The 1314-nt window shown below is 40.2% G+C and carries 1 protein-coding gene; it reads right to left on the reverse strand.

Annotation, left to right across the window (positions count from 1 at the left end; all coding sequences use genetic code 11):
• On the reverse strand, positions 1–1314 hold a 1314-nt coding region (locus C3B52_RS35550; RefSeq protein ID WP_123058884.1), incomplete at both ends, for a Tn3 family transposase.

Here is a 1314-nt window from a genome sequence, read left to right on the forward strand (position 1 = left end):
GTATTCCATACACTAATGGCATTAATTAGAATGTTTAAAGCACTTGCACGTTGTAGCTGGTCTTGTATTCCTCGTTCCCGCAACTCACCTCGTTTTCCAAAGAATAAGGCTCTCGCTAACCCATTCATCGCTTCTCCTTTATTTAGTCCTCGTTGAATTCGACGGCGTAGTGTTTCGTTAGATATGTAATCCAAAATAAAAATGGTCTTTTCGATTCTCCCCATTTCTCGCAAAGTAGTTGCAAGTTTATTTTGTCTCGCATACGACCCTAATTTCCCCATCATAAGTGAACCGGACACTTTTCCTTCTCGAATAGAATGAGCTACACGTAATACGTCATCGAAATTCTCTTGAATAATTTTTGTATTAATACGACCACGGAGTATATTTTCTAATTTTGGGAATTCATTTGGCGTTTGGATCGTGAATAGCTTAGAGTCAGCTAAATCACGTAGCCTTGGTGCAAAACGAAATCCTAGTAAATGACTCAATCCAAATACTGAGTCGGCGTAGCCAGCTGTGTCTGTAAAATGCTCTTCAATGTTTAAATCTGTCTCATGATGAAGTAATCCATCAATAACGTGTACAGCATCACGAGCATTGGTATTAATGACTTTCGTATAAAAACTTGAAAATTGATCACTAGTAAATCGATAAATGGTTGCTCCTTTTCCAGACCCATAGTGTGGATTGGAATCGGCATGTAACGATGAAACACCAACCTGTACGCGCATTCCATCAGAGGAAGAGGTACTTCCATCTCCCCAATAGGAAGCTAGTTTAAGCTTATGTTGAAAATTCACTAATGTCGCTTGTGCACGACTTATAGCATCATCGAATAAACGCCATTGCGCTGCATTAGCCATTTGATGATAGGTAACTCCTGGTGTCGCTTCTGCCATTTTAGTAAGTCCTATGTTAGTTCCCATCGCCATGAGAGCAGCCATGAGAACTACTTTTTCCTCTCCCTTTGGTGGGCGATTGGTTGAGGCATGTATCAACATTTCGTCAAATCCTGTCCAGTGTGCTACCTCCATTAAAAGATCAGTGAGCTTTATTCTTGGCAACATATTATATAAAGACAGGCTAAAAGCTCTCGCTTCTTCGGGTGTATTCTTCTCCAAACGGTCCAATCGGATCTTAGCCTTTTCGATATTTACTCCTTCTAGAGAATCAAGATTATTTGAAACCCATGTAAGGCGTTGAGCTAGTGACTTTCTTCTTTCCTCAAGATATTCATCTGCCGATGAACGAACGGCTAGTTTAGTTTCCGTAAGACGAGTTGTTTTCCAATCTTCTTTAGGAACAAGATAC

The sequence above is a fragment of the Brevibacillus reuszeri genome (assembly GCF_002897295.1).
GTDB lineage: Bacteria > Bacillota > Bacilli > Brevibacillales > Brevibacillaceae > Brevibacillus > Brevibacillus reuszeri_A.